Annotated in this window: 28 protein-coding genes and 1 pseudogene; 15 read left to right on the forward strand and 14 right to left on the reverse strand. The window is 30.7% G+C overall.

Annotation, left to right across the window (positions count from 1 at the left end):
* Positions 1–112 precede the first annotated feature (112 nt).
* The 7 genes from HMPREF3265_RS03205 to HMPREF3265_RS03225 form a co-directional block, all read right to left on the reverse strand.
* Complete coding sequence (locus tag HMPREF3265_RS03205; protein ID WP_017636327.1) at positions 113–1,060, reverse strand: cation diffusion facilitator family transporter; 948 nt, start codon at positions 1,058–1,060, stop codon at positions 113–115.
* A 13-nt stretch (positions 1,061–1,073) separates the two neighbouring features.
* Complete coding sequence (locus HMPREF3265_RS03210; RefSeq protein ID WP_070861000.1) at positions 1,074–1,490, reverse strand: DUF2231 domain-containing protein; 417 nt, start codon at positions 1,488–1,490, stop codon at positions 1,074–1,076.
* A gap of 65 nt (positions 1,491–1,555) precedes the next feature.
* Positions 1,556–2,242, reverse strand: coding sequence for a sensor histidine kinase (locus HMPREF3265_RS03215; protein WP_256323914.1), 687 nt, complete (start codon positions 2,240–2,242; stop codon positions 1,556–1,558).
* Positions 2,202–2,549: a hypothetical protein gene (locus HMPREF3265_RS12830; protein WP_256323915.1), complete on the reverse strand. Its 348-nt coding sequence runs from the start codon at positions 2,547–2,549 to the stop codon at positions 2,202–2,204. The genes HMPREF3265_RS03215 and HMPREF3265_RS12830 overlap by 41 nt, the downstream gene beginning before the upstream one ends.
* Positions 2,549–3,226, reverse strand: coding sequence for a response regulator transcription factor (locus HMPREF3265_RS03220; RefSeq protein WP_070861001.1), 678 nt, complete (start codon positions 3,224–3,226; stop codon positions 2,549–2,551). The genes HMPREF3265_RS12830 and HMPREF3265_RS03220 overlap by 1 nt, the downstream gene beginning before the upstream one ends.
* Positions 3,227–3,384: 158 nt before the next feature.
* Positions 3,385–3,477, reverse strand: a complete 93-nt coding sequence (locus tag HMPREF3265_RS12370) for a type I toxin-antitoxin system Fst family toxin (protein ID WP_016931270.1) — start codon at positions 3,475–3,477, stop codon at positions 3,385–3,387.
* 330 nt (positions 3,478–3,807) lie between these two features.
* On the reverse strand, positions 3,808–4,158 hold the full coding sequence (locus HMPREF3265_RS03225) for a winged helix-turn-helix transcriptional regulator (RefSeq protein ID WP_070861002.1): 351 nt from the start codon (positions 4,156–4,158) through the stop codon (positions 3,808–3,810).
* 103 nt (positions 4,159–4,261) lie between these two features.
* Between HMPREF3265_RS03225 and hxlA the strand changes: the two genes are divergently transcribed.
* Together hxlA and HMPREF3265_RS03235 are read left to right on the forward strand one after the other, a co-directional pair.
* Positions 4,262–4,897, forward strand: coding sequence for a 3-hexulose-6-phosphate synthase (gene hxlA / locus HMPREF3265_RS03230; RefSeq protein ID WP_070861003.1), 636 nt, complete (start codon positions 4,262–4,264; stop codon positions 4,895–4,897).
* 87 nt (positions 4,898–4,984) lie between these two features.
* The gene (locus HMPREF3265_RS03235; protein WP_070861004.1) at positions 4,985–5,503 is read left to right on the forward strand and encodes a type 1 glutamine amidotransferase domain-containing protein; all 519 of its coding nucleotides are present in this window, start codon (positions 4,985–4,987) and stop codon (positions 5,501–5,503) included.
* Between the two features lie 266 nt (positions 5,504–5,769).
* Here the strand turns inward: HMPREF3265_RS03235 and HMPREF3265_RS12835 are convergent.
* Both HMPREF3265_RS12835 and HMPREF3265_RS12380 read right to left on the reverse strand, forming a co-directional pair.
* Positions 5,770–5,866, reverse strand: a pseudogene (locus HMPREF3265_RS12835) (helix-turn-helix transcriptional regulator); the annotation flags it as partial.
* Between the two features lie 270 nt (positions 5,867–6,136).
* Positions 6,137–6,232 carry a type I toxin-antitoxin system Fst family toxin gene (locus tag HMPREF3265_RS12380; protein WP_011276553.1) on the reverse strand — a complete coding sequence of 32 codons (96 nt, stop codon included), beginning with the start codon at positions 6,230–6,232 and terminating at the stop codon, positions 6,137–6,139.
* 290 nt (positions 6,233–6,522) lie between these two features.
* On the opposite strand from HMPREF3265_RS12380, the gene HMPREF3265_RS03240 reads away from it, so the two are divergent.
* The 12 genes from HMPREF3265_RS03240 (at position 6,523) to HMPREF3265_RS03295 (ending at position 17,341) form a co-directional block, all read left to right on the forward strand.
* Positions 6,523–6,939, forward strand: coding sequence for a YwiB family protein (locus HMPREF3265_RS03240; RefSeq protein WP_011276552.1), 417 nt, complete (start codon positions 6,523–6,525; stop codon positions 6,937–6,939).
* Complete coding sequence (argS, locus tag HMPREF3265_RS03245; protein ID WP_070861005.1) at positions 6,936–8,597, forward strand: arginine--tRNA ligase; 1,662 nt, start codon at positions 6,936–6,938, stop codon at positions 8,595–8,597. The genes HMPREF3265_RS03240 and argS overlap by 4 nt, the downstream gene beginning before the upstream one ends.
* 84 nt (positions 8,598–8,681) lie before the next feature.
* Positions 8,682–9,320, forward strand: a complete 639-nt coding sequence (locus HMPREF3265_RS03250) for an endonuclease III domain-containing protein (RefSeq protein ID WP_070861006.1) — start codon at positions 8,682–8,684, stop codon at positions 9,318–9,320.
* A 98-nt stretch (positions 9,321–9,418) separates the two neighbouring features.
* On the forward strand, positions 9,419–10,183 hold the full coding sequence (locus tag HMPREF3265_RS03255) for a MerR family transcriptional regulator (RefSeq protein ID WP_070861007.1): 765 nt from the start codon (positions 9,419–9,421) through the stop codon (positions 10,181–10,183).
* Positions 10,184–10,248: 65 nt separating this feature from the next.
* The gene (locus HMPREF3265_RS03260) at positions 10,249–10,746 is read left to right on the forward strand and encodes a DUF805 domain-containing protein (protein WP_070861008.1); all 498 of its coding nucleotides are present in this window, start codon (positions 10,249–10,251) and stop codon (positions 10,744–10,746) included.
* Positions 10,747–10,973: 227 nt separating this feature from the next.
* Positions 10,974–11,840 carry an ABC transporter substrate-binding protein gene (locus HMPREF3265_RS03265; protein WP_070861023.1) on the forward strand — a complete coding sequence of 289 codons (867 nt, stop codon included), beginning with the start codon at positions 10,974–10,976 and terminating at the stop codon, positions 11,838–11,840.
* A 303-nt stretch (positions 11,841–12,143) separates the two neighbouring features.
* The gene (locus HMPREF3265_RS03270) at positions 12,144–13,097 is read left to right on the forward strand and encodes a FecCD family ABC transporter permease (protein ID WP_070861009.1); all 954 of its coding nucleotides are present in this window, start codon (positions 12,144–12,146) and stop codon (positions 13,095–13,097) included.
* Between the two features lie 98 nt (positions 13,098–13,195).
* On the forward strand, positions 13,196–13,900 hold the full coding sequence (locus HMPREF3265_RS03275; protein ID WP_070861010.1) for an HAD family hydrolase: 705 nt from the start codon (positions 13,196–13,198) through the stop codon (positions 13,898–13,900).
* 1 nt (position 13,901) lies between these two features.
* Positions 13,902–14,696, forward strand: a complete 795-nt coding sequence (locus HMPREF3265_RS03280) for an alpha/beta fold hydrolase (protein WP_011276544.1) — start codon at positions 13,902–13,904, stop codon at positions 14,694–14,696.
* Between the two features lie 153 nt (positions 14,697–14,849).
* Positions 14,850–15,356, forward strand: a complete 507-nt coding sequence (locus HMPREF3265_RS03285) for an SA0570 family protein (protein ID WP_070861011.1) — start codon at positions 14,850–14,852, stop codon at positions 15,354–15,356.
* A gap of 182 nt (positions 15,357–15,538) precedes the next feature.
* Entirely contained in the window at positions 15,539–16,255 is a 717-nt protein-coding gene (locus HMPREF3265_RS03290; RefSeq protein ID WP_070861012.1) for a hypothetical protein, read from the forward strand.
* A gap of 276 nt (positions 16,256–16,531) precedes the next feature.
* Positions 16,532–17,341, forward strand: a complete 810-nt coding sequence (locus HMPREF3265_RS03295) for an alpha/beta fold hydrolase (protein ID WP_070861013.1) — start codon at positions 16,532–16,534, stop codon at positions 17,339–17,341.
* Positions 17,342–17,584: 243 nt separating this feature from the next.
* On the opposite strand, the gene sarA is transcribed toward HMPREF3265_RS03295, so the two are convergent.
* The 5 genes from sarA to HMPREF3265_RS03320 all read right to left on the reverse strand — a co-directional run bounded on the left by sarA (position 17,585) and on the right by HMPREF3265_RS03320 (position 21,059).
* Positions 17,585–17,959, reverse strand: a complete 375-nt coding sequence (gene sarA, locus HMPREF3265_RS03300) for a global transcriptional regulator SarA (protein WP_053017170.1) — start codon at positions 17,957–17,959, stop codon at positions 17,585–17,587.
* A 647-nt stretch (positions 17,960–18,606) separates the two neighbouring features.
* Positions 18,607–19,209: an efflux RND transporter periplasmic adaptor subunit gene (locus HMPREF3265_RS03305; RefSeq protein ID WP_256323916.1), complete on the reverse strand. Its 603-nt coding sequence runs from the start codon at positions 19,207–19,209 to the stop codon at positions 18,607–18,609.
* A 149-nt stretch (positions 19,210–19,358) separates the two neighbouring features.
* Positions 19,359–20,285 (reverse strand): DMT family transporter, encoded by a 927-nt coding sequence (locus tag HMPREF3265_RS03310; protein ID WP_016930893.1) that lies wholly within the window; start codon positions 20,283–20,285, stop codon positions 19,359–19,361.
* Between the two features lie 311 nt (positions 20,286–20,596).
* A complete protein-coding gene (locus HMPREF3265_RS03315) occupies positions 20,597–20,818 on the reverse strand; it encodes a DUF2922 domain-containing protein (protein WP_016930894.1) in 222 nt (73 codons plus the stop codon).
* 34 nt (positions 20,819–20,852) lie between these two features.
* Positions 20,853–21,059 carry a sigS mRNA-stabilizing protein SroA gene (locus tag HMPREF3265_RS03320; protein WP_011276536.1) on the reverse strand — a complete coding sequence of 69 codons (207 nt, stop codon included), beginning with the start codon at positions 21,057–21,059 and terminating at the stop codon, positions 20,853–20,855.
* Positions 21,060–21,201: 142 nt separating this feature from the next.
* Between HMPREF3265_RS03320 and HMPREF3265_RS03325 the strand changes: the two genes are divergently transcribed.
* Positions 21,202–21,759, forward strand: a complete 558-nt coding sequence (locus HMPREF3265_RS03325) for a tyrosine-type recombinase/integrase (protein ID WP_011276535.1) — start codon at positions 21,202–21,204, stop codon at positions 21,757–21,759.
* Positions 21,760–21,763: the final 4 nt, after the last annotated feature.

The following is a 21,763-nucleotide window of genomic DNA, read 5'->3' on the forward strand; positions in this document are numbered from 1 at the left end:
AGATCTACGGATTTTCGCCATGCCACGAAATTAGGCATATGTTAGCCAGTTAAGGGAACAACGACATGATAAAACGGTAATTAGCTATATTTTTCTAACTTTGCAACAGAACCTAATTTTTTATATTTTCTTTAACCTTTTCAAAATATGGCTCATTAAGATGATTGATATCTAAATGTTCTATTTGTATTGTGGTATGTGATATTTCATATTTCTCTTTTAATAAATCTTCTATTTCATTTATAACCACAAAAGCATCTATACTTCTTTTACTATCTAAAACAACATGGGCACTTAAAGAATATTGATCTGTTGTAATTCCCCATAAATGAAATTCATGTACATCTATAACGTCAGGAACAGATTTTATTGCTTCTATGACATTGTCTGTATCTAATTCTTGTGGCACAGCTTCCATCAATACCATCCAAGCATTGCGCATAATTTTATAACCACCCCTAAAAATAATGATTGAAATGATTATACTTAAAATGGGGTCGAATAATTGTATGCCTGTGAAATGTATTAATAAAACTGCTAAAATCACGCCTACTGAATTTAATAAATCTCCAATAAAATGCCATAATGCACTTTGTACATTGATATTTTGTTCATTCTTTAAAGAACGCATTAATATAATCGTTAACACAATATTTACTATTAAACCAATTGTTGCTATGAAGAACATTAATCCACTTTCAACTTGTTTAGGATAAACCATACGTATGATTGCCTCGTAAAAAATACCAATAGAAATTACTGATAGTGCTAAACCATTTAAGAATGCTGCTAGTATTTCAAAACGTAAATAACCATAAGTAAAACGTGCTGTTGGTTTACGACTTGCGAAATAAATAGCCAACATCGATAATCCGAGAGCAAGTACATCGCTTAACATGTGGAAGGAGTCTGACAACAAAGCTAAAGAGTTAGATAGTATTCCTCCTGTAAATTCTATAATTGTAAAAAATAAAGTAATTAATAGCGTTGCCCATAAAGTTACTTTAGATTGCTTTTGTACTTTACTGTGTTCTACATGATGAAAATAAGTTTGTTTCATATATTATTCTCCTTTATTTTCCATAAGTGATACTCGCACCTAAATGACCTGCAATCACAAGTAATATTAGTCCAATAATTGTTAAAATAATTGTAGCGACTGTACATATCTTTTTATATTTTACAAACCACATATTACCTAATTGAGTTAATGTAGCAAGCCCGTATGCTATAAGTGAGGCTAGGGCGAATGTTTCATGTAAATGTACTAACTTCTCAACATGTTTCACCCCATAATGTTGGATGGCAAATGCCTCTCCACTGTCTCCAAGCATGTAACTAATGATTCCGAATACCATGCCTGTAGTAAGTAGCGTGGTTAATGTGATAGATAAATTAATTTTCTTCAAAAATAAATGTAATATCGAGATAATAGTTGCTAATGATAATAATGCAATTGGAAAGTGAATAAACAATGGATGTAAAGGCATATTTTTTCAGCTCCTCTAATTTCTTTTTCTTAATGATTTAAATATAGAAGATGAAACTGAAATTTTTACAATTTTATAATAAATGTTGTACCCTTACCTATTATAGACTTTACTTCAATAGTTCCATGGTATTGTTTAACAATATTATATAAAAGTGCTAATCCGATGCCTGAACCTTTCTGATTTTGATTAACTTGATAGAAGCGCTTAAAAATTTTTTGTTGTTCTTCTTCTGGAATACCGATACCATTATCTGAAACTTCTATTTGTAAACTATTAAAATTTTTGAATGCACTAACAGTTACTTTAGTCTTATTAGTGTTATGACGATAAGCGTTTTCTAATAAAATATTAATAATTTGCTTAACATGTAATGGATGCATAGTAAACATTAAATATGGGGAATAGCGTTTTTCTATTGTTGATTGATAGACACTTTCAATTGTTCGAATTACTTCATCAAACCTCTTTGACACATTGATGAGTACTACTTCATTTTTTTTATTAGTATCAAGTAACATAGATTCAATGAGCTGTTGCATATATTGTGCTTCCATTTTCATTTGTTGTAACGTTTGTTTACTTTCCATACTTATATGATGACCTTCAATCATTTCCAAATATTGTGTACTTAATAAAAAAGAAGCTATTGGCGTTTTCATTTCATGAGAGGCATTTTGTACAAACAGTTGTTGTTCATTCATTAATTGTTCATAAGCCTTTACTGATTGCCGAGCTAAATAATATGCCATCACCACCATTAATATAATTTTTCTTTACTTTACCAACAAATTTGTTTTGAAGTTCTTTTATAGAAAAAGGCGTATGATTATTTAAAACCTTATGCTTTTTTACAATAAAATAGTCGTGCCCTTGATTCACATTGTCATGTTGTTCTATAGCATGTTTAATACTGGTTGTTTGGTTTTCTGCTGTTTCATTTATTTCTTTATTGATGTTAAAATTAAATATCAAAATAATAGAAATAAATAATACAAGCAGTAATAAGATTAATAATGTGACATATTTAATAAATCTTTTCAAAAAATGATTTTTCATTAATCACTCACTTCCAATTTATATCCAATATTACGCATATTTTTAATTTCTATAGAAGCACCTACTGTTTTCAATTTATTTCTAAGTAGTCTAACTAATGCATCTATGTTATTACTTGTTACTACTTGATCGATATTCCATATTTTTTCAATAATTAAATCTCTGGGAGCCACTTCATACAAAAACAATAATTCTAATAATTGATATTCTTTTCGTGTTAAATAAACAGTACTTTGATTAATGGTGAATTGATGTTGATTATAATGATAGGTTATATTTCCTATCTTTTTAGTATTTTGTTGCATGTTTTGTGTCATAGAGAAACGTTTAACATTTGCCAATATACGTGCCTCTAATTCTTCAAATTCAAATGGTTTTGTTAAATAATCATCCGCACCTGTGTTTAACCCTGATACTTTATCAGCAGTCTGTGATTTAGCAGTTAACATAATAATAGGGATATTTATATTTTTATCTCGGATCTCTCTAATAACCTCAATTCCGCTACTCTTAGGTAACATCCAATCCACTAATAAAATATCATAATTATTTGCTGATAAGTATTCCATTACTTCAACACCATCTTTAAGCCAATCCACTTGGTATTTTTTTAATTTTAACATTTTTTGTATTAGCTCCCCCATAAATATATTATCTTCAATTATAAGTACTTTCATATTATCCCTTCTTAATCAATATTATTTTTGTATCTTTGTATTCCTACACACTATGGTGTTATAATACATTTAACAAATATTAGACTCATGAATCACCGCCCCCCCAATCTATGGCTGTAGATTGGGGGTTCTTTTGATGATGAGGTTTTGTCGCCTTATTATTTATTGCGATTGTTTAGCCAAAACGTAAAAATCGCAACTATACACCCTGATATTATGGGTGCAATTATGCTAACAAATATTAAACTCATGATTTTACCTCCTTCCGCCGAAAATACCGTCGGAAGTTAAGGCGAAGCATATATTATATCACCTTCGAATATACGATGATATAAGACTTTCGATAAGTCGTCTTATGTTATATAACTTTGTTTTTTATAGTATCAAGACAAAAGAAGAAACGCAGTTCAAAATTATCCCCTAAATTCATTAATCTAAAGAAAAAACGGAGTAATAAAAAGTGAATATTATAGTCTATTAAAGAATAGATTTAAAAACACTCTAAAAGGTGCATTAAAGATTTGTAAAACTTTAATATATCTTTTTTAGGTGAAAACTTCTGATAAATGTAGGTTCTCTCATTATCTATGATTATTAATTTTAACTGTATCTAGAAAATCATCACCCCAATCACAAATTGAAAACACTACTTTATCAAGCTTTAAACCTATTTCAGTCAATCTATAATCTACTTTAGGAGGGACTACTGGATAAACCGTCCTTTCGAGAATTTTGTCTTGTTCTAGTTCTCTAAGTTGTCTTATTAACATTCGCTGGTTGATATCGGGTAATTTATTTTGTAATTCACTTAACCTTAAACGATTATTCTGCAAAAGATGGTAAACAATGGCAATTTTCCATCTTCCACCAATGACAGACAGGGCTAAATCTTTCGATGTATAAAATGCTTTATTATTATATTCAATTAACAAAACGAATCCTCCATTTACATATAGTGACAAAAATGTCAGTATTGTTATTCTAAATAACTAATACCATAATAGCATTATAAAAAGATAGAGAGGAGAAACTTTAATGAAATTACAATTAGCAATCGATTTATTAGACCAAAAAGAAGCAGCAAAATTAGCTCAAGAAGTAGAGGAATTCATTGATATCGTAGAAATTGGAACACCAATTGTTATTAATGAAGGACTATCTGCTGTTGAACATATGAGTAAATCAGTCACTAACACACAAGTGTTAGCAGATTTAAAAATTATGGATGCTGCTAGTTATGAAGTAAGTCAAGCTATAAAATTCGGTGCTGATATCGTAACAATTTTGGGTGTTTCTGAAGATGCTTCAATTAAAAGTGCTATCGCAGAAGCGCACAACAATGGCAAAGAATTATTAGTTGATATGATTGCGGTTCAAAATTTAGAACAACGTGCAGCTGAATTAGATAAAATGGGTGCTGATTATATTGCAGTACATACTGGTTATGATTTACAAGCTAAAGGTGTATCACCTTTAGAAAGTTTACGTACTGTTAAATCAGTTATTTCAAATTCAAAAGTAGCTGTAGCAGGCGGTATCAAACCCGATACAATTAAATCAGTGGCGATTGAACAACCAGATTTAATTATTGTTGGTGGTGGCATCGCAAACGCTGACGATCCAAAAGCTGCTGCTAAAAAATGTCGTGATATAATTGACGGAAATGCTTAATCATTTCAATTTATGTTTAAACCTCTCGTTCTTGGTGTATATAATATCAAGATTTAAAACATTACAATTAAAAGAAGATAGTGTATTATGACTAAAAAAGTAGCAATCATTTTAGCAGATGAATTTGAAGATATAGAATTAACTAGTCCAAAAGAAGCATTAGAAAATGCTGGATTTGAGACTGAAATTATTGGAGATACAGCAAAACAAGAACTTGTTGGTAAACATGGTGAAAAAGTAACTGCAGATATTAGCATTTCAGATGCCAAGCCAGAAAATTATGATGCTTTATTAATTCCTGGCGGATTTTCACCTGACCATTTACGTGGTGATGAAGAAGGACGTTATGGTACCTTTACTAAGTACTTTACTCAAAATGATGTACCAACATTTGCGATTTGTCATGGTCCACTTTTACTAGTTGATACTGACGATTTAAATGGACGTACAATAACTGGTGTTATCAACGTACGTAAAGATTTATCTAATGCAGGAGCACATGTTGTCGATGAATCAGTTGTAGTAGATAACAATATTGTAACAAGTCGTGTACCAGATGACTTAGATGATTTCAATAGAGAGATTATTAAACAATTAGAAGCATAAATTAAGATTAATTATAAATATTTATTTGATAGATTAAACCATCGATAAAGATATACACTTTGTCGATGGTTTTTTATTAAATTATTCTTCGAAGTTTTTAAAGGATATAAAATTGATGGTTCTGTTGCAAAGTTAAAAATCATGTAATATTTATACTGAAAAGCGAAAAATAATTAATACTAACAAAACGCTTTACTGTTAAAACAATATTTGCTTTTATAGTTTTGTATAGATGTGTATATAATTTTAACTTTGCAACAGAACCGAAAAAATTCATCCACAGTGGTACCAAATAGTCTTGCCAAATTAAATGCTAATGTCAATGTAGGATCATATATTGTTTTCTATTACATTAATAGTTTCTAATAATATTGATATGTGAGAATGATATTACCTAAAAAAGAAACTACAATTTTAAAATATGTTGTTTATCTAGTATCGAATATATCGCACACCTCAATTTCTACCGTTGTTTAATATGTTTCTTCTAATTTGTTGAGTCATCGTGTGAAATCATTTTGCATTTCTCTACTCACCAGTGTTATAATTTAGTTAACAAGGAAACTAGCATAGATGCACCAATCCCCTCACTATTGCCGTAGTGAGGGGATTTTTAGGTGTGGCTATGGTCGCCTATTTATTATTGCGATTACGTAGCCAATGCGTGAATATCGCAATAATACAACCACTGATGACTGTGGTCGTGATGTGAACAAGGATTTCTAGCATAGATTAGCACCTCCTCTCTTCGCCTAAATTGACGCCTGAGAGATAGGCGACTAGTATATTATATCATCTCCAAATACACGCTGATAGTTTACTTCTAATAAGTCATTTTATAGTAATATTTTCCAAGATTTAACCTATATACGGTTCTTTTTATTACTAAATTTATCAAAATAGATGATGATACTTATATATATCCTAAATGCTTTAAAACTGAGAAGTATCACCTACATGCACTATCTAATTTATGCTATAATGTGGTGTATTATTTCGAAGCTAAGGTGAGGCAAACGTTGAATAAGAATATAGACGTTCAAACGAAACAAGTTCTAAAACAAAATGGTGAAAAACAAAAATTTGAATTTGCTGCTCAAGGTTCATGGCAAAAGAAAAACGCAGATTATATTCGATACCAAGAACAAATTGAAGATGCAGTCGTTAATGTAACAATTAAAATTGAGGAACGCGGTGTTAAATTAATACGCAAAGGCGATATTAATATGAATCTTCACTTTGTGGAAGGTCATGATACGACTACACTTTACGATATACCAGCTGGTCGTATTCCTTTAACTGTTAAAACACGTAGCATCCTGCATTTTGTGAATGAAAATGGTGGAAAATTAAAAATTCAATACGAGTTACATCAGAACGATGAAAAGATGGGCTCATATCAATATGAAATTAATTATAAGGAGATAAGCGAATGAATATTATTGAAAAAGTAAAATCAACTTTAATAGAAGAAATTAAAGCAAGTATTGAAAAAGCTAATCTGGCTGAAGATATTCCCGAAATTAAAGTAGAGATACCAAAAGATACTAAAAACGGGGATTATTCAACGAATATTGCAATGGTATTAACTAAAATTGCGAAACGTAATCCACGTGAAATTGCTCAAGCTATCGTTGATAACTTAGACACAAGTAAAGCGAACGTGAAGCAAGTAGATATCGCGGGCCCTGGTTTTATTAATTTCTACTTAGATAATCAGTATTTAACTGCAGTTATCCCAGAAGCTATCAATAAAGGTGACAAATTCGGTTGTGCAGAAGAATCTAAGAACACGAATATTTTATTAGAATATGTATCTGCTAACCCAACTGGTGATTTGCACATTGGTCATGCTAGAAATGCTGCTGTAGGTGATTCATTAGCTAATATTTTAATTGCTGCAGGTTATAATGTAACACGTGAATATTATATTAATGACGCGGGTAATCAAATTACTAACTTAGCACGTTCTATTGAAACACGTTTCTTCGAGGCACTTGGTGATACAAGTCATGAAATGCCAGCTGATGGTTATAACGGTAAAGATATCATCGAAATTGGTAAAGATTTAGCTGATAAACACCCTGAAATGAAAGACTACTCTGATGAAGAACGTCTTAAAACATTCAGACAATTAGGTGTCGATTATGAAATGGATAAATTGAAAAAAGATTTAGCTGATTTCAACGTCCACTTTGATAACTGGTTCAGTGAAACATCATTATATGAAAATGGTGCCATTGATAACACATTAGCTAAAATGAATGAACTAGGTTATACGTATGAAGCGGATGGTGCGACATGGCTACGTACATCTGACTTTAAAGATGATAAAGACCGAGTATTAATTAAGAAAGATGGTACTTACACATACTTTACGCCAGATACAGCATATCATTACAATAAAATTAATCGTGGTAATGATATCCTAATCGATTTAATGGGTGCCGATCATCATGGTTATATTTATCGTTTGAAAGCTAGTCTTGAAACATTTGGTGTGGATAGTGATCGTCTTGAAATTCAAATCATGCAAATGGTTCGTTTAATGCAAGATGGAGTCGAAGTGAAGATGAGTAAACGTACAGGTAATGCGATTACTTTACGTGAAATTATGGATGAAGTAGGCATTGATGCTGCACGTTATTTCTTAACAATGCGTAGTCCTGATTCTCATTTCGACTTTGATTTGGAACTTGCCAAAGAAAAGTCACAAGATAATCCAATTTACTATGCTCAATACGCGCATGCACGTATTTGCTCAATCTTAAAACAAGCGAAAGAACAAGGTGTTGAAGTTACTGCTGATGCTGACTTTTCAACGATTACAAATGAAAAAGCAATCGACTTATTGAAGAAGGTTGCTGAATTTGAACCAACTATTGAAAGTGCAGCAGAAAGTCGCGCACCACATCGTTTAACAAACTATATTCAAGATTTAGCTTCTGCATTCCACAAATTCTATAATGCTGAAAAAGTATTAACAGATGATGCAGAAAAGACGAAAGCTCATATAGCTTTAGTAGATGCAGTAAGAATTACGTTACACAATGCATTAGCACTGGTTGGTGTCTCTGCACCTGAATCTATGTAATCAAGAGAATTATATAAATTTTGATAACACCCTCATAAATTTCGATTTGTGAGGGTATTATTATGTAAAGATTGGAGTGAGAGTATGCCAACGCTTACGACAGAAGAACTTTATGAAACTTTATTAGAGCATATGGGACCGCAACATTGGTGGCCCGCTGAGAGCCCGGAAGAAATGATGCTCGGTGCTATATTAGTCCAAAATACGAATTGGAAAAATGCAGACATGGCTTTACTTCGGTTAAAAGAAAAAACAAACTTTGATCCTCAAAAAATTTTATCGTTGCCATTAACTGAACTACAAGAAACGATCCGTTCCAGCGGGTTTTATAGGAATAAAGGGAAAGCCATTCATGCTTTGTTTCAGTGGTTAAATCAATTTAATTTTGATTATGAAAATATTGCTCAACATTATGGAGATAATCTAAGAAGAGAATTACTAAAAATTCGTGGCGTCGGTAGCGAAACAGCTGATGTTTTACTCGTCTATATCTTTAAAGGTATAGAGTTTATTCCTGATAGTTATACGAGACGTTTGTATAGTAAGTTAGGTTACGCCCATACAGAAAGTTATGATAAATTTAAAAAGCAAATTTCATTGCCTCCTCATTTTACGAATCAAGATGCTAACGAGTTTCATGCCTTATTAGATAATTTTGGGAAAAACTATTTTAATGGAAATGGGACTCAAAAATACACATTTTTAGAAGATCATTTTAATTAAGAATGATTGACTTTAACGTTACGTCATAGTCCACACTCTTAAATAGATGAATGAGGTATTAATGATATTAAAAATAAAGTAAAGTGGAGAATAAAATAATGCTAAATCATGACTATTTTACACCTAATGAAGTGAGCAAAGTGACGTCGGTTAGTACAAGAACTTTACGTTATTATCATGAGATTGGTTTACTTGTGCCTAGTTATATTGATGATAACGGGTATCGTTATTATCATTCTCAAGATATATCAAAATTACAAACAATTTTATTTCTTAGACAACTCAATTTATCGCTTGAGAACATTCAAGACTATTTTCAGCAAAGTATTAATGATAAAAATGTAATATTAGAAGAAAATTATGCTCAAATTATTCATCAACGAAATCACCTGAATCAAATCATTGATTACCTCAATCATCATCTAATTAATCATAGAAATGAGGAGATTAATATGGACAAATTTAATCAATTTGATGTGAATGAACAATATGATAAAGAAGCGGCGCTAAAATATGGTGACACGGATTACTATCGGTCATATCAAGATAATAGAACTCAATTTAGTGATTCTGAGAAGCAAGATAATGATGATCATACTAATGAACAATTCAATCAATTTTTTAATGAGATGAATCAACTATTGGAAGATGGCTATTCAGCGGATGACGCATTTACGTATCAAAATATCGAAACGTTAAAAAAGATATTACAACGACAAGTACCAAATGCGGACAATCAATTCTTAGAATATATGGCACTCACTTATGAAAGTGATGAACGTTTTGCTAAAAATATAAATAAAAATCGTAATGATTATTTAAATGAGTATGTTGCAAGAGCGATTCGAGCTTATATTAAATAAAGTATTTTCTTTAATCCTTTATTGTGTAATGATTATAGTGAATCATATTCAAAGGAGACGCTATAATGATTGAGTCGTATCAGCTATTCTGGAAAAATTATTTCAATGTACAAGGTCGAACTCGTAGACGACATTATTGGTTTGCAACATTAGCTAATATCATCGTACTTGTATTATTAAGTTTACTTGCAGACTTACTTAAATGGGTGTTTGGCGGTGGAGATACGTTTTTTAACATTGTGTATGAAACGATTGATGTCATCATTGTAATAGGTACATTTACTATGTCAGTACGTCGATTTCATGATGTTGGGCGCACAATGTTAATTCCGTTAATTATGTTAATATCGATGCTGTTACGAGGATTAATTGTATTAATAGAAACAATATCTAATATGTATTTGAGTGATTTTTATTCTGACGTATCGTTAATGATTGCAACGGTAGTTGTGTTAGTTATTTCGATCGTATTATTAATTGTATCTATTTTCGCATTGATTTATTGTGTTACAGATAGTGAAAAAGGTACAAATGAGTATGGAACTAATCCCAAGGCAACGTAATGTTAAGAAAAGCATTGAGTATTTCTAAATTTAGAGATATTCAATGCTTTTTAATATTTAAAATTTTCCATGAAACAAATAATAGTATAAAATTACACAAGTAAATATGAAAAACTTAAATTAATATTTAATATTATTTGTTATGATATATGCATACATATACATAATCTAGAAAGGAATGTGTGAACGTGTTAAATAAAAAATTATGGATATTACTTAGTTTAGTCATGTTGATTCTTGTCGCTTGTGGACAAAACGATCAACATAAACAAGAAGATAAACAAAGTAATCAATCTGATTCCAACTCGAAAGAGCATTCATACAAACGTATCGTGTCGCTTATGCCAAGTAATACGGAAATTCTTTATGAATTAGGTCTCGGAAAAGATGTTGTAGGTGTTTCTACAGTGGACGATTACCCTAAAGATGTTAAAAAGGGGAAAGAACAATTTAATACAATGAATTTAAATAAAGAAGCCTTATTAAAAGTCAAACCCGATTTAATTTTAGCACATGAATCTCAAAAAGGAACTTCAAAGAAAGTGTTAGATAGTCTTGAAAAAAATGGTGTAAAAGTGGTTTATGTGAAAGATGCACAATCATTGGATCAAACGTATGAAACTTTTAAACAAATAGGTAAAGTAACAGGACGTGAACATGAAGCTAACGAACTTATTGATGAGACGAAGCACAATGTTGAAAAGGTAATAAAGTCGGTGCCAAGACATCATATGTCACAATCTGTTTTTATGGAAGTCTCTTCTAAACCTGAAATATATACAGCAGGCAAACATACATTTTTTGATGACATGTTAGCCCAATTAGATGCTAAAAATAGCTTTTCAAATATAGAAGGTTGGAAACCAGTGGATAAAGAAAGTATCATTAAAAAGAATCCAGATATCCTCATTTCTACAGAAGGTCTATCTAAATCAGATTACTATAAAGTGATTAAAAAACGTGATGGTTTCCGTCAAATTAAAGCTGTGAAAAATGGACGTATTGAAACTGTGAACGGTGATGAAATTTCACGTCCAGGCCCCCGTATTGATGAAGGTTTAAAACAATTAAGAGACGCTATTTATAAAAGATAAATTCATATGAATTAAATAGTTATTGTAAAAGTGAGATTAGTACAATTTATATTGAAAAGTTACATTACAAATCCCCTGTAGCTGACTGAACTGAGAAGGGCTTTAAATCAAGCTTTTCTCAGTTTTAATTATTTTTGCGACTACGCAACTACGGGACCTAGCAAAAAGAATGTTATATAGAAATGCTATAACTAATGCAAGCTAAGTCTACGAATTTAAAAGAATACTGCCCTCAGTCCCATTCTTTTATATCATCAGTTATAATAGAAGAAATAATAGATAGATTATTGATGAGTTGATAAAATGACAAGAAATATATATTTAACATTTCTAAGTTGGTGCATATGTTTAATCGGTGCTATAGGACTTTATTTACTATGGGACATAGGGAGCTTAACGGATTCATTTAATCAAATGATATTGCTTAAAGTTCGGTTGCCAAGAATTATTGAGGCCTTATTAACAGGAGCAATATTAACACTAGCAGGTCAGATGTTTCAGACTGTTTTAAATAATCCTCTAGCCGATAGTTTTACATTAGGACTGGCAAGTGGTGCTACATTCGGTTCTGGATTGGCGATATTTCTAGGATTATCTTTTATTTGGGTGCCCATCTTTTCAATTAGCGCTAGTTTAATCGCATTGTTGATTGTCTTAATGATTGCTGCCAAAATCTCACGTGGTTATCCACTTAAAATTCTTATTATTACTGGTTTGATGATAGGTGCACTCTTTAATGCATTATTGTATATTCTAGTTTTAATTAAACCTAATAAGATGAACCAAATAGCTAACTACTTTTTCGGAGGATTTGCAGCGGCTGAAACGCGAGAGATCATATACATCGGTCTAATAGCTATACCTATTATATTGATTCTACTTAGTATGGTGCCAGCGATTAAGTTATTACAATTAGGTGAATTGAAGAGCCAGTCATTAGGTTTAAACGTCCAACAAGTCATGTTTTTGATACTAACACTAGCATCTATAATAACAGCAGTCGCGATAGCATATACAGGTATTATTGGTTTCATCGGCATGATAGTGCCTCAACTGATAAGACGTTATTATTGGAGATTTACGTTAGGCATTCAAATGATATTAAATATTTTAATCGGTGCTACAATGATGTTGGTTGCAGATTGGATTGGTAGTGTGTTAATTCATCCTGTGCAAATACCAGCTAGTATTATTTTGGCTTTAATAGGTATTCCAACATTATTTTACATTTTGCTTAAGCAATCTAAAGATGTTTAAACATACATTTAACTGTATCACATGGATATTACGTTATTATTTTATGGAAGACTTTTTGATAAAATGAGAATAATTATAGAGTTAAGAGGGAATTGACAATGGACTTAAGTCATATAAAAGCAATCGTGTTTGATTTAGAAGGTACATTATTAGATAGAACAAAATCTCGAGATAAATTCATTGAGGAACAATATGAACGATTTCATGATTACTTCGTACATGTTCAATTAGCAGATTTTAAACAAAAATTTATAGAATTAGATGACGATGAAGATAATGATAAACCTGATTTATATAAAGCAATTATTAAGCAGTTCCATATTGATCGTTTAACATGGAAAGATTTGTTTAATGATTTTGAAATGCATTTCTATCGTTACGTATTCCCTTATTATGACACGCTATATACTTTGGAGAAATTATCGCAAAATAATTATGTTTTAGGTGTTATCGCAAATGGTAAATCTAAAATTAAACAATTTCGTTTACATTCATTAGGATTAGGGCATGTAATCAATTATTTATCAACTTCTGAAACTGTAGGATTCCGTAAGCCTCATCCTAAAATATTTGAAGATATGATTAATCAATTAAATGTTCAACCTGAAGAGATAATGTATGTGGGTGATGATGCTTTAAATGATGTAGCACCAGCTCGCGCAATGGGCATGGTAAGTGTGTGGTTTAAACATGATGACGCTGAATTAGAACCTTTAGAAGAAGAGGTTGACTTTATTATTGCTACAAGTGAAGAGTTATTATCAATATTACCGATTCATATAAAACAAGGAGGAGATTCATAAGATGGATTTATTTACTAGAAAAGGTGGTTTATCCTTACATTACAATACGATGGGTGAGGGATATCCTGTTGTCTTAGTACATACAGCATATGAAAATGCTTCTATATTTCAAAATTTAGCAAAAGAATTGGCAAAATCTTTTCAAGTAGTTTTACTAGATTTGAGAGGACATGGCTATTCAGATAAACCAAGACAAATTGATTTCAAAGAATTTGCCGATGATATCATACAATTACTAGATTATTTGTATATTGATGAATCAGCATTAATAGGTCATGAAATGGGCGCAGCCATAATTGCGGATTTGGCAGAACGTTATCCTAATTATGTGTCATCCCTCATAATGGTAACACCAACATCTATTGAGGGTGAATTACCTGAAGAACGTTTATTCAGAAAATATTCACATAAAATTAGAAACTGGGATGATGAAAAACAAAATAAGTTTTTAGAAAAGCATCGTTATCATAAGCCGAGAAAAGTTAATAAGTTTTTAAAACATGTTGAGGATACGAATGCAATTTCTACAAAAGAGGAGACACAAGCGATTGAAGATGTGTTCAAAGAAACTGCGATTTCAAGCGTATTTGAACATGTAACGAAACCGACGTTAATTATTGCGGGAGAACATGGTGAGCGTATTACAACACTTGAATCTAAAGAAGTAGCCGATTTAGTTAAAGAGTCACAATTTGATGTGTATGCTCAATCAAGTTTATATCCTTTTGAGGAAGAGAAAGATAAGTTTATTGAAGATGTAACACCATTTATTAAGAAATATATGCCTGAACACTAATTGTTGTTAGGATAACTTCAGTCGTCATCCTAAGTTGTTACATAAAACAACCTAATTTGTAATATTTTTGTAATAATAATGTTATTTTAGTAATAAATGGGGTATACTATGAATAAGCACAAGACGAGAAACGAGATAAAGGAGAGAGTGCTTATGAAAAAATTAGTAGCGGCATTTTTAGTCTCTGGACTAGTAATGACAGGAGTAGGCGTTAATCATGCTGAAGCAGCTAGCGGTAATTCAATTCAAACAGTTCAACAATTAACTCAAGGTGAAAAATCATTAGAAAATATTACACTTGGCGAATCAATCAAAAATGTTTCAAACAAATATGGTACACCGATTTATTCTAAAAATCCAAACAACAATGAAGGTTATTATGAGTATCGCACAAATAAAGGTTTATTAGTTGTAACTGCAGTAGGTAAAAAGAACCAAGGTTATGTTACTAGAGTTTCTATGACTTATAATGAAGCTAATGGCCCAACTTATAATCAAGTTAAGAAAAGTTTAGGCCAAAATGCAGTGGCACGAGTTCAATATAATAAAGTAAGTGGCAATTTTGGATATATTCAAAAAGGTAAAACAAGCTATCAATTTGGCTCAAATTCACCTCAAGATAAAAACTTAAAATTATATCGTATTGATCTTGCTAAATAATAAAAATAACAAATTTTATAATTTCATCACTAGGAGCATGACGTTAAATCCAACTTTTGAATAACGTCATGCTCTTATTTTTCGTCATTAAACAGAAAATAATGTCAATGTATGATAAAATTTTAAATTGAACAATTAACAAATCGTATAGATGTTATTAAACTATAGCAAAGGAGTAACTCATGAGAACCAACGATAAAGTGTTACTTGAAAATATTAACGATTACTTTAGCCACAAAGGGATGGCACCTAATTTAATCGATGATATAAAAGAAAATTTGCGCAATGATTTGAAAAGGTCTGAATCAAAAGATGAAGATTATTTAGATTATCGTGGCAAATCTCCAGCACAAATCATTTTGATTATTCAACGAAATTTATTCGGTTTACAAACGAATCCTGTTATTTTCTTTATTATGAATTTTATCTTAATATCATATCTTTATGATAAGCAATATGTGCCATTTCAAGCGGCTACAGCAATTTCTATGTTCTATTGTATAATCATTTTTCCATTAACTATTTTTATTAATATTCGTATTGATAAGAAGAAGTTTCTATATAGCAATCGTTTTGAAATGATACTAGGGTATATCATTGCGATAATCGCACTAATTTTAATCATTATGCGTGCTTTTAATCTAAATTGGGGAATCATTCCCATCACTATTTATAGTCATCAAGTCGTTTTTTTTATAGGTATTATACTAAGCTTAATTGGTGTCTTTTTTAAAAAAATAGAGTATACAGCAATTGGTTTATTATTCTGTCAAAAGACGATCGATGCAGTAGTGACAAAACCTGAAATTGCACAAATCATTTCTCTTATTATATGGATCATGATAGTGGCATTGATCGTTTTTTATACAATTAAATTATCATCAAGGACGAGGGTGTAATGCTTAACTAACATAAGCTTGAAATAAATATTATTTGAGTTTACATTCCTAGTTCAAAATAGATAAGTAAATTAACTTGAGAGTAGAGCCTAGGATATAAGCAATGTCTCAGGCGTTATTATATTGGCAGTCATTGACTGAGTTAAAAAGCACTTGTTACAAGTGCTTTTTTAATTTAACAAATATTTATATAATAATGATTTTAATAAAGTTAAGAACATTCATAGCGTAACTTTTAATGAAGTGGGTATAGTAACAATTAAGGGAGGTGCCAATATGAAAAAAATCGAAACGTTAAACCAAACAAAATTAGCTTATCAAGATGAAGGACATGGCAGCCCCGTTATCTTAATTCATGGCTTAGATGGTAATTCGGCAGCGTTTGATTTATTAAACAAACAACTCCAACAAAACTATAGAGTGATTGCGTATGATGTTCGAGGACATGGTAAATCGTCACGTCCTGATTCATATAACTTAGAAGATCATGTGAAAGATTTATATGTACTTATCAATAAATTAAACTTAAAGAAAGCGCATCTATTAGGTCATGATATGGGAGGGATTATTGCTAGAGAATTTACCGAAAAACATGAAAATCATGTATTATCTTTAACAATTATCTCTTCAAAAGCTGAGGATATCGTTCATGGTTTTACGAAATTAATGATTGAGCACCAAGACGAAATTGCAGGGTTTAATAAATCTGAAGCATTACTTCTATTATTCCCGTATATCTATAAAGAACAAGAATCAGCAATGAAATGGATTCAACGGCAACGCTTATACAGTAAACAAAATTCCGAGGATAGTGCTATAGCAAGCAGAGCACTTTTAGATACGGCTTATGCGAATAAAGGGTACACGCATTATGTTAAAGTTCCTACATTAATTATAAACGGACGCTATGATCCAATTATAAATGATAAGAATCATTATAAAATAGAAGAGCGTTATCAAAATGTTGAGAAGGTTTTATTTGAAGAATCTGGACATGCACCCTATGTTGAAGAAGAATATAAGTTTCTAGTCTTATATTTAAGTTTTTTAGAAAATGTTGAACAGGTAACAGAAATGAATCATTAAATGATATCAGTTATTTTTTTAAGTGGATGCCTATTTGATGAATCATAATATAAAGCTTTTACATTAATATATTAGATGGAAATATTATAATTTAAAATACATTTGTAATACGTCATATGATATACAAAAAAGCCAGTAAGTGAAATTTACGGATTTCATTTATTGGCTTTGTTATTTAAAAATAATATATCAGGGTTATAAATTCATATCGAAACGAATAGAATTAGAAAAGCCACAAAGAAATTATAATTCAGTTTCTTTGTTAGCTTCTTCGATACGAGTATTTACTTTATTTAATAATGAATCGATTTTTTTACGTTGTGTACTATTTACAAGAATTAATACAGTTCTTTCATCGTGTTCATTACGTTTTTTATCAAAATAATCTTCTTGAGATAAATTTTTCACTGCTTTAACTACTTGTGGTTGTTTGTAGTTTAAGTGATTAATGATATCTTTTAAATAATATTCCTCTTCTTTACTTTGACTAATATATGTTAAAACTGCGAATTCTTCAAAGCTAATTGAAAATTCCTTTTTGATGATGTTTTTTAATTTATCTGCGTATGTGATCATTGCTAATAATTCGAAACAATCATTGATTTTTGAAATTGCCATTTTGAAACCTCCCCAACTAATTGTGCACTTTTTCTATTTTGCCCGTTAAATTATATATAACGTCTTATAATAGTTAAAATTACTTAAATAATTTAGATTAAAAGAATTTTATTAAATTAATTTAATGCTATATTATTTAGTTAATTATAACTAAATAAAATTAAGAAGTAAACAAAGAAGTACTTAATAAAACAATATTTTGATTATTATATTCTTTGTTTGAATTTCAAAGCAATTTATAAAAATCAATTAATTAAGAACAATTATTATTTCGCTCTATATAATAAAATTTAATATGAATATACAATTGCAAAAAATCACTGCTATTTTTGTAGAAGTGATGATGAAGGATGCACAATCACTTTATCTCCAATATTTAATCCATTGGATACCACAATATACCCATTTTTTTGACTTTTAGTATATTCTATTCTTCTTTTAATAATTTTGTTATTTTGTGTAATTAAAACATAATAATTTTCATAAATTGAACTTATAGGTAGTTCTATTTTAGAAGTTCCAACATCGATATCAAAGTGGCGTCCAAGAGGGTATTGATCTTGAGTCGAAATATCTACTTGATAAATTGATTCACCTTTTTCTACTTTATAAGGGATTTGAATGATAGAAAGAATTTTACCAGTAAATTATTTGGAGTGATTTCTTGTAACGTTTACATCTTGATTCGCTTTAATATGTTCCAATTGAGATTCAGTTATACTAGCACGAATAATATGTTTTTCGCTATTAATTTGCATTATTTTTGTATTTAATTTAGAAGGATGTGCTTCTAGGATAGTTACTTTTCCAGGAATAGGGGAATTAATGCGTGTTTGCAGTCGACTTTGGAGTTCTAATATTTGGCTGTTTAGCGTTAACTGTTGACTAATTGATTGTTTCGGTGAATGGTTGATAAGTGAGGATAAGGATTTCTTTTTATCTACAATAAGCTTTTCAAGGAGCGGATTATAATACTCTAATAAAGGTGTATCAGAATGGATGATTTCATCATTTTTGACAAGTAAGGAAGAAACATTTCCTAAAGATGGATTGAAATATAAAGTGAAACTTTCTTGAGGTTGTTGTTCGCCAATGAATGAAAGAGAGTATTGAGGTTTTGCAGTAATGGTTTCTATTTTAGATGTGTCAGGTTCTGTTGGGATTTTTGCATAAATATAACATATAAAGGATATGACGAGGAGGATAAGTGTGGCAATTAAAATTCTTAACGGGGTAAAAAATGTCTTCAATAAGAACACCTCTATAAAATTTTTATACAACTATTATACAATGGAGATATAACGAATATGTGTAATATCGTATAAATAAAAAAATGTCTTCTCAATTACTAAGAAAAGAAGACATTTTAAATAAAGATATTAATATAGTGTTGTAAAAACTAAAAGAGGCGTAACAAAATAATTCCTATAGCTATGGCAATTAGCCCACTAAACTTGCGAAGTGTTATTGGATTCTTGCGAACGCCTAAACCGAAATGATCAATGATAACGCCCATTAACATTTGACCTAACATTGCGACGATAGTTGTCAGTGCTGCACCTAAAAACGGCATCAGAATTATATTTGATGTGACAAATACAACGCCTAGAACACCACCAATAAAATGTATTGGCTTGATTTTACCGATATCAGGGTGTGTGATTTTAATTTTAAGACTTCTGTTAAATATTAACGTTAAAATGAATAATGCTAATGTACCAACAGTGAAAGATACGAGTGCGGCAAATAGCGAATTATGCATTTGCTGAGCTAGACCACTGTTAATTGTAGTTTGTAATGGTGGCGCAAACCCAAATATAAAGCCGATGATAAGCCAAACATAAAACATATGATTTGTTTTTTCTTGGAGTTTATTTTTAGGTATATAGTTCATTAATAAGATACCGAAGAATAGGATTATGATGCCTACTGCTTTTAGGAAAGTGAATGAATGATTGCTTGCGCCAAGTAGTCCGAAAGTATCTATGAAGACCCCCATGATGATTTGACCAGCTACTGTCATGACAACAGTTAACGCTGCGCCTAAACGAGGCAGTAATAATAAGTTTCCTGTTAAGAAACAAACACCTAGTAGACCACCAACCCACCAATGATAGTCAATTGTATGTCCACTATAAAATGAAGCATCAAATAATTTAGGATTAAAAATCATATTTAAAATAAATAAAAATAGTGTACCTACGAAAAATGAAATGGTAGATGCATAAAAAGATGATTCTGTATATCGTCCTAGGCGAGAATTGATTGAGGTTTGGATTGGGACCATCATACCAGCCACAATACCGAGTATAAATAAAAACGCCACGATAGACCCCCTATATTTTCTTTCATAACTAAAACATCATTATTATACGCATTTTAGTTTCCAATTTCAAAATACGAATATCAACGCATTTTACTAATGGTGGACTCAGAATATAAATTATTGAAGTATTAATTATAAAAAAAGAAGCTAGGACAGAATTCTTTTCGAATTCTTCATCCTAGCTTCGCAAGGTTGACTAGAAGTGAGAAAAGCTTGATTTAAGCGTCTTGTCAGCTTAGTCAACTATTACGAATATACGCAGTAGTCATGAAACATTTTTTGTCTCACACTCATTGAAACATCAGAATGTGTTATTTAGTTTCAAATAGAGTAGTACTCGTAACGTCTATTAATTTAGCATAAGTGGCTTTAATAGGTGTGCCAACTGTAGGTTGTAGAATATTAAGTTTAATAATATTATCCATAGCAGCTTTAGCATCAGCCTCAGACACAGCAACGTTAACTTGTGGGAATTGCAATTTAGCAGTTTTATTTAAATTTGTTTTAAAAGCAAGTTCTAAAGTCTTTGACATGTAGAATACCTCCTTTCTTAATTTTTAAGTTAAATTAGGCTAAAACTTGTGTTTTAACCACCTCAACTTTATCGAATGTTTCATTAATCAGATGTGCAATGATATTGACGAATGATCTGATTTCTGAATCTGTGGCTTTAGTGTTTAAGTTAGTAAAACGACGTTTTGTTTCTTTCGCTTTACCACTTGCGTCGTGAGTGATATGCGTGCAAACAACAGATAATTGTGAAATTTCATTCATATGTTTGTCACCTCCTTTCACTCTATATATCGAAATCCATTCATAAAAGGGACACATTTATATAAAGAAATTTGAGCAAAAACATTTAATGTTACTAAAATATGGTTTATCATTAAATAAGAAACTTTTATGAGGTGGATAAATGAATCAAGTTGAACCGATCAGAAATAAAGATGATATAAAAAAGATGTATGATGTATTAAAAAAGAAATCTGATAGAGATTATCTTTTATTTAAATTAGCTATACATACGGGTATACGTTTAACAGATTTATTAAATCTAAAAGTGAAAGACGTCAAAATGATTGATCAAGATGAAATAAAATCATCTTGGATTGAGTCGTGTGCGCCTGCAATCAAAATCTTGTTACCAAACGATTTACGTGAAGAGGTTAGAAGATTTATTGAATATAATAAGCTTATGGATGATCATTTATTATTCCAATCGATAAGAACACATAAAGAGTTATCTAGACAACAAGCTTACCGAATCATTCATCATGCCGCTGAAGAGTTAGGTTTGTGTCATATTGGATTGACCACTTTGCGAAAAACATTTGCTTATCATGCTTATCAATCGGGTATTTCTATTGCAATCATACAAAAATATTTAGGTCATCAGACAACTCAAGAAACGGTGAAATTTATCGGGTTGTCTGCCGATGATGAACTTCATACAATTATCGCTTTAAATTTATAATTGA

It is taken from the genome of Staphylococcus sp. HMSC62B09 (assembly GCF_001839115.1).
Lineage (GTDB): Bacteria > Bacillota > Bacilli > Staphylococcales > Staphylococcaceae > Staphylococcus > Staphylococcus haemolyticus.